This is a genomic window from Pantoea sp. ME81, from assembly GCF_903970985.1.
In the GTDB taxonomy this organism is placed as follows: domain Bacteria; phylum Pseudomonadota; class Gammaproteobacteria; order Enterobacterales; family Enterobacteriaceae; genus Pantoea; species Pantoea communis.
Map to the genome: position 1 here is coordinate 1 of NZ_CAJCKS010000228.1, position 6,450 is coordinate 6,450.

Below are 6,450 nucleotides of genomic sequence, written 5' to 3' on the forward strand. Positions count from 1 at the left end.
TCCCGATTGTGGAATATCGCTCGGCAGAGGGCCAGCTTCGGCGCGTCAAAACGAGTAATAACAGTTGGCTCGTCAGCGTGCAAATCGGTAATCATGTCACCCTCTACTATGATCCACAACACCCTGAAAATGCGCAGATGCTGTCGTTTTCCGGCGAATTAGTGATGCTGGCAGGCTTACTGCTGCTTGTTGTGTTTCTGGTCAGAGTGATGCTGGCTACGCGTCACCATATCAGAGCGCCCAATCCTGACAGCAGCGCGTCATCGTAATCGCCACCATTGTCTGCACGAGCGCGTACTAACGAACGCGATAACCTTCGAGCCGCTATCCATCTCTTCAGATTAAACACCATCATGATGTTACAAAAACTGATTCAACGCTGCTTCGGGCAGCGCGATGCCGATCAACAGGCACAACAGCAGCTTGCAGCGTGGCAACCGTGGCTGCAGCCCATTAGCGCTCCCTCTCCCGTTGGTGAAGATCCTTCGTATGAAGATGATTTCCAGCTCATGCGCGAAGAGGTCAACAAACTCTCTGGCGTGGATACCGCACTGATCGCCCAGCTGGCAGAAAAACAGCTGACGCAACAGTGCAAGGACGTTCGTGTCGCCACCTATTACTGCTGGGCGAGATTGCATCAGGAGGGCGATGCCGGATTGGCGGCAGGCATCACGCTGCTGTCGGGACTGGTGGCGAACTTTGGTGAGCAACTGCTGCCGGCCAGAGGCAAAAGCCGTAAGGCCGCGCTGGAGTGGTTGGCGGGGAGCAAAGTACAGGACAGCCTTTCGCTGTTTCCCGAGGCCAATCGTGAGGCAATTGAACAAGCCATCGCCGCCCTCGGTCTGCTCAACAGCCAGTTTGCAACGTGGGAGGCGACCAATCAGCCCGATCTGGATGGGCTGGTCAAAATGCTTGAAACCCGTCTGCAGCTGGCGGGCGGTGCCAGCCAGCAAAGCCCGCAGGGGGCACCCACCACAGAGTCATCGGCGGCGGCAGTGCAGAGTGCACCGGTTGCCGTGACCCGGATTCAGTCGGGCCGTGATCTAATCGATCAGGCGCGAGAACTGACTCGCTACCTGCGCGACCAACCGCAAGGCTGGCTAGCCAGTTCGCGCATGATGCGCAGCGTGCGTTGGGATACGGTGCATCAACTTCCGGCACAGGATAGCAGCGGCAATACACGCCTGATCCCGCCGCGTAGCGAGCTTCGCGCCCAGTTGAAACGCCTGCATCTGCAACAGAGCTGGATGGAGTTGCTGGAGCAGGTGGAACGCATGTTTATCGAAGGCGTGAATCACTTTTGGCTGGATCTGCACTGGTATGCCAATCAGGCGCTGAGTAAATCTGGCCATCCTTATTCGCAGTGGGCGGAAATCGCCAAACGCGACCTCGGCATGTTTCTCGAACGTTTACCCGAGCTGGAAAACCAGCGCTTCAACGATGGCACCGCCTTCGCGGATGACACCACGCGCCAGTGGATTGCCCAGCACGTGCAGGGTAATCAACCGCGCTGGCAGCCGGAAACGCGCGTGGTCAGCAGCGGCGCGGGTTATGACATCGCCGCGCTGGAAGAAGAGGCGCTGACTCGCGCCGATAGCGATGGCCTGGATGCGGCGCTGCGCTGGATCAGTGACGCGCCGGAGGTCAGCACACGTCGCGAGCGCTGGTTGCAGCGATTACTAATGGCGCGCGTGGCGGAGTCCTGCGGCAAAAATGATATGGCACAGCATCTGCTGAGCGAGCTGGATCGGGGTGATCAGTCGCTGCGTCTGGAGCAGTGGGAACCCACGCTGCTGTTTGAGGTAAAAGCACGTCTGCTAAAGCTGCTGCGCCTGAAACTGCAACGTAGCGAAGGAGATAAAGCTGCGCTATCAAGACAAATCGACGCACTGCTAGCGGGCCTGGTCGCCATCGACCCGGTGCAGGCAGCGGTGCTGTTTAACACCTGATACGACAAGAACCAATGAGGTTTACATGGATGACTTAACGCTGCGCTACTACGAAGCGGAAATGCGTTATCTGAAAGAGGCTGCACACGAGTTTGCCCAGGCGCATCCCGATCGTGCCGCGATGCTGAATCTGGACAAAGTGGGTGACCGCGACCCTTACGTGGAACGTCTGTTTGAGGGCTTTGCCTTTTTGATGGGCCGCCTGAGAGAGAAGCTGGATGATGACCTGCCAGAACTCACCGAAGGGTTGGTCAGCCTGTTGTGGCCGCACTATCTGCGCACCATTCCGTCTCTGTCGATTGTTGAACTGGCGCCGCAGCACCGGGCGATGAAAGTCAGTGAAACCCTCGACAGCGGCTTTGAAGTGATGTCGCAACCAGTGGGCAGCAAAGGGACGCGTTGTCGTTATCGCACCACGCAATCCATGACCATCAATCCGCTAACGCTGAGTGATGCCTCACTCAAAACCGAGGCGGATGGACGTTCGATGATCCGTCTGCGTTTTGATTGCAGCGCCTTAGCCGACTGGCGCGAAGTGGATCTGAGCGCTTTGCCGCTCTATCTCAATGCCGATACGCCCGTAGCGTCTGCATTGCACCTGGCATTGACCCGACAAACTCACGCGATTTATCTGCGCTACCCCGGCCAGCCAGTGCCCGATCGCCGTCGACTGGACGGATATTTTTCGCCAAAGGGCTTTGACTCAGAGGATTGTCTATGGCCGAAAAGCGACACCGCATTTAGCGGTTACCAGCTGCTGCTGGAGTACTTCACCTTCCGCGAGAAGTTTATGTTTGTGGCGCTTAATGGCCTCGAACAGGTGCTGCTGCCCGCCTCATTGTCGTGGTTCGAAATCGACATTGTGTTGAGCGAGCACTGGCAGTATGACCTGCCGTTTAACCGCGACAGCTTCCGCCTGCATTGTGTGCCCGTGGTGAATCTGTTCACGATGGATGCCGATCCTCTCACCATCACTGGGCTGGAAAACGAGTACTTGCTGCGGCCACTGCGTGTGCAGGATGGACACACCGAAATTTACTCGGTGGACTCCGTGCGATCCTCCAAGCGTGCTAACGAGCAGGAGTATGTGCCTTTCACCAGCTTCCGCCATCGTGGCGGGATGCTGCGGCACAATGCGCCAGAACGTTATTTCCACACGCGTGTCCGACGCGGGCCATCCGGTTTGCACGATACCTGGATCATTCTCGGTGGCGACGCGTTTGAGGATGACAAGCAGCAGGCGGGTGAAACCCTGTCGCTGCGCATCACCGGCACCAACGGCCAGTTACCGCGTAAAGCGCTGCGCAGCACCTTACTCGATACCGCATTGCAAACCACCCAGGTGCCTCTGCGGGTGCAAAACCTCTGCGCACCAACGCTGCCTTGTTACCCACCGGCAGAAGATCGTTTTCACTGGCGCATCCTGAGTCATCTGGGATCAAACTTCCTGAGCATGATGGACAACGCCGAGGTGCTTCGCGGCACGCTGGCGCTGTATGACTGGACCGACAGCGAGATGAACCGCCGTCGTCTGGAAGCGATTGTGGAAGTGAAACACCATCTCATTCAGCGCTTTGAGCAGGGCTTCTTGCTGCGTGGCGTGGATATTGAAGTGACCCTCAACAGTGATGGCTTTAGCGGTGAAGGCGATATCTGCTTGTTTGGTGAGATGCTGAATCAGTTCTTTGCACGTTACGCTGATATCCATCTTTTCAATCAGTTAACTTTGATTTTGCAACCTGGAGGACGATGCCTGCGATGGAAAGAGAATCACAGCCAGCGCATTCCGGGGTGATTGCGCGGATCGCGCCGGTGATCCACAAAACCAATTTTTATCGCTTCTGTCAGCTGGTGGAAAATGCCAGTGCGGGTACTGCGCCACTGGGATCGACTTCATCGCCCGCCAACGATCCGCTGCGCTTTCGGCCGCATCCGGGCATGGGCTTTCCCAGCAGTGAGATGAAACGCGTCGAGTGGGGTGAAACACCGGATCAGTTGCCTTCGGTGCGCACCACTTTCCTGGGCTTATACGGCGTGGACTCGCCACTGCCCACGCGCTATCTCGATGACATTGCCCAGCGCCGCGAAGGGCATCAGGCGATTGAAGGCTTTCTGGATATTTTTAACCACCGCATGCTGACGCAGTTTTATCGCATCTGGCGCAAATACTCTTATCCCGCCAGCTACGAAGCGGGCGGCAGCGATGCCACCTCACAGTGTTTGCTGGGGTTGATCGGCCTGGGTATTCCGGGATCGGCACGTAAGATCGCCACGCCCATGTCGCGCTTTCTTGCGCTCCTTAGCACCATGCGATTGCCGACACGCACCGCAGAAGGTGTGCAGTCGCTGGTGACGCTGCTGGCCCCGCATACGCGTGCGCGGGTGATCGCCCACTGGCCGCAATCGGTGCCGCTGGCGCAACCCGCCGGGTTTAATCCGCAGCAACGCACCTTACTGTCACAACGCCAGGTGCTGGGCAAGGTCGGTGTCGATGCCAACAGCCAACTGCTGTTGAAGCTCTATACCGCTGATGCCGAAGAAGCGCGTGGCTGGCAGCCCGGCGGTCAACTGCACAGCGACCTGCTGGTGCTGCTGCGGGTATACCTTGGCTGGCGCTGCAGCGCCAAACTCCAGCTGACGTTACCGCACAGCGTACTGCCCGATGCCCGGCTGCAGCGTCACCATGTGCAGCTGGGGCGCAGCGCGATTCTGGGCTTCAGCGCCAAACGCAAGCCGGCATCGCTGCCAGACAACATCACGATAAACCTGGATGTCTACCAGGGACTGACTCCTAATCCTGTTCAACGAGAGGCCATTGATGGCGGTTATCAATTTTAAATTCGCGGCAGTCACGATGATTGGCGCGGCGATGCTCAGCGGTTGTGGTTTAACGCAGAGCGTTTCCGAAGGCACGGCTTCAATGACGCGTTCCATCTTCTATAAGAAGATCACCACGCTGCATCTCGATTTCACCACACGCAGCGGCGTTAACAGCGATGAAGGTGATGTACCGCTCGCCACGCTGCTGCGGGTTTATCAGCTGAAGGATCGTCAGGCGTTCGATAAAGCCGATTATCAGACGCTGTTAACCCAGGCGGACAGCACGCTAAAAGGCGACCTGCTGGCGCAACGTGATGTCACCGTCATGCCGGGCGGCAGCGTGTCACTGGATGTGCCGATGGATAAAGAAGCCAAATACGTCGCTGTAGTCGGTTTGTTCCGCTCGCCTGATTTACAAAAGAATAGCTGGCGTTTGGTGCTGGATCGCGACGATCTCGATGCTGATGATGCGCGGGTGATCGTGCTGGGCAATGGCGATTTAGCGTTGAAGCACAAGGAATAGCGATGAATCCTTCGCTGTATGAAATGCTCTCCTTCAACTTTGAGGGGGAGTTGGATCTGAATCAGGTGGATGAGCGTGAGCAGGTGATCCTGTCGGTGCTGGATAACATGCAGCGCATTCTCAACAGCCGCGCCGGATCGCTGGCGCATCTGCCCGATTATGGTCTGCCGGATATGAGCGTGATTCTGCAGGGATTGCCCGCCACCGCGCATCGGCTGATGGCGATCCTGCGCTACACGCTGCTGAAATATGAGCCCCGACTTAAAGAGGTGCAGCTGACCTTGATGGAACAGCGCACGCCGGGTCATCTGCGCTATACGTTAGAAGCTGAGTTAAAGCAGGTGGGACTGGTGCGTTTTGGCACCGAGTTTATGCCCGAAGGCCGCGTTCTGGTACGGCATCTGCGGCAGAAAGGTCATTTGCGCTAGAGATAAGCGTGATAAATCACGCCGCTAGGGTTAACTGCCGGTCATGAGTTCAGGTCGCCATTGGGACGACCTGATTTTCATGTGCACCGAATGGCACGCCAGACTATTGCTCGCGGCGCTTAAACACCAGTTCGTTACCCTTGCTCTCATCCGCCGCAAAGAAATAGCCATCGACATCAAACTGTTTCAGCTGCTCTGGCTTGCTCAGGCGGTTCTGAATCACATAGCGGCTCATCAGGCCACGCGCTTTCTTGGCGTAAAAACTGATCACTTTAAACTTGCCGTTCTTCTCATCAAGGAACACCGGCTTGATCAACTCACCGTTCAGTTGCTTCGGCTTCACCGCTTTGAAGTACTCATCAGATGCCAGGTTGATCAGCACCTCATCGCCTTGCTCGGCCATCGCTTCATTGAGCTTCTGCGTCAGTAAATCACCCCAGAAACCGTAGAGATCTTTCGCCGCCGGGTTGGCCAGCTTGATGCCCATTTCCAGACGATAAGGCTGCATCAAATCCAGTGGGCGCAGCACGCCGTATAAACCGGACAGCATGCGCAGGTGCTGCTGGGCAAAATCGAAATCTGCATCACTGAACGTCTCAGCCTGCAAACCGGTGTACACGTCACCTTTAAACGCCAGAATTGCCTGACGCGCATTGTCGAGCGTGAAGGGCGGCTGCCACTGGTTGAAGCGATCGGCATTCAGATGTGCCAGTTTGTCGCTGATGCTCAT

General features: G+C 56.9%; 7 protein-coding genes. 6 read left to right on the forward strand and 1 reads right to left on the reverse strand.

Annotated elements, in window-relative coordinates:
• From H7A81_RS24755 to tssE, 6 genes are all read left to right on the forward strand, one after another.
• The coding region (locus tag H7A81_RS24755; RefSeq protein ID WP_220458121.1) for a DUF3592 domain-containing protein at window positions 1–269 on the forward strand (269 nt) is incomplete at its 5' end.
• Between the two features lie 87 nt (window positions 270–356).
• Window positions 357–1,949 carry a type VI secretion system protein TssA gene (tssA, locus tag H7A81_RS24760; protein ID WP_220458122.1) on the forward strand — a complete coding sequence of 531 codons (1,593 nt, stop codon included), beginning with the start codon at window positions 357–359 and terminating at the stop codon, window positions 1,947–1,949.
• A gap of 25 nt (window positions 1,950–1,974) precedes the next feature.
• Window positions 1,975–3,744: a type VI secretion system baseplate subunit TssF gene (tssF, locus tag H7A81_RS24765; RefSeq protein WP_182059036.1), complete on the forward strand. Its 1,770-nt coding sequence runs from the start codon at window positions 1,975–1,977 to the stop codon at window positions 3,742–3,744.
• The gene (gene tssG / locus H7A81_RS24770; RefSeq protein WP_034827130.1) at window positions 3,708–4,787 is read left to right on the forward strand and encodes a type VI secretion system baseplate subunit TssG; all 1,080 of its coding nucleotides are present in this window, start codon (window positions 3,708–3,710) and stop codon (window positions 4,785–4,787) included. Before tssF ends, tssG begins: the two co-directional genes overlap by 37 nt.
• Window positions 4,768–5,292, forward strand: coding sequence for a type VI secretion system lipoprotein TssJ (gene tssJ / locus H7A81_RS24775; protein ID WP_182059037.1), 525 nt, complete (start codon window positions 4,768–4,770; stop codon window positions 5,290–5,292). The genes tssG and tssJ overlap by 20 nt, the downstream gene beginning before the upstream one ends.
• Window positions 5,293–5,294: 2 nt before the next feature.
• On the forward strand, window positions 5,295–5,720 hold the full coding sequence (gene tssE, locus H7A81_RS24780; protein WP_182059038.1) for a type VI secretion system baseplate subunit TssE: 426 nt from the start codon (window positions 5,295–5,297) through the stop codon (window positions 5,718–5,720).
• 103 nt (window positions 5,721–5,823) lie between these two features.
• Here tssE and yaaA read toward each other — a convergent pair.
• Window positions 5,824–6,450 (reverse strand): peroxide stress protein YaaA (yaaA, locus tag H7A81_RS24785; protein ID WP_182059039.1); only part of this gene is annotated, 627 nt, incomplete at its 5' end.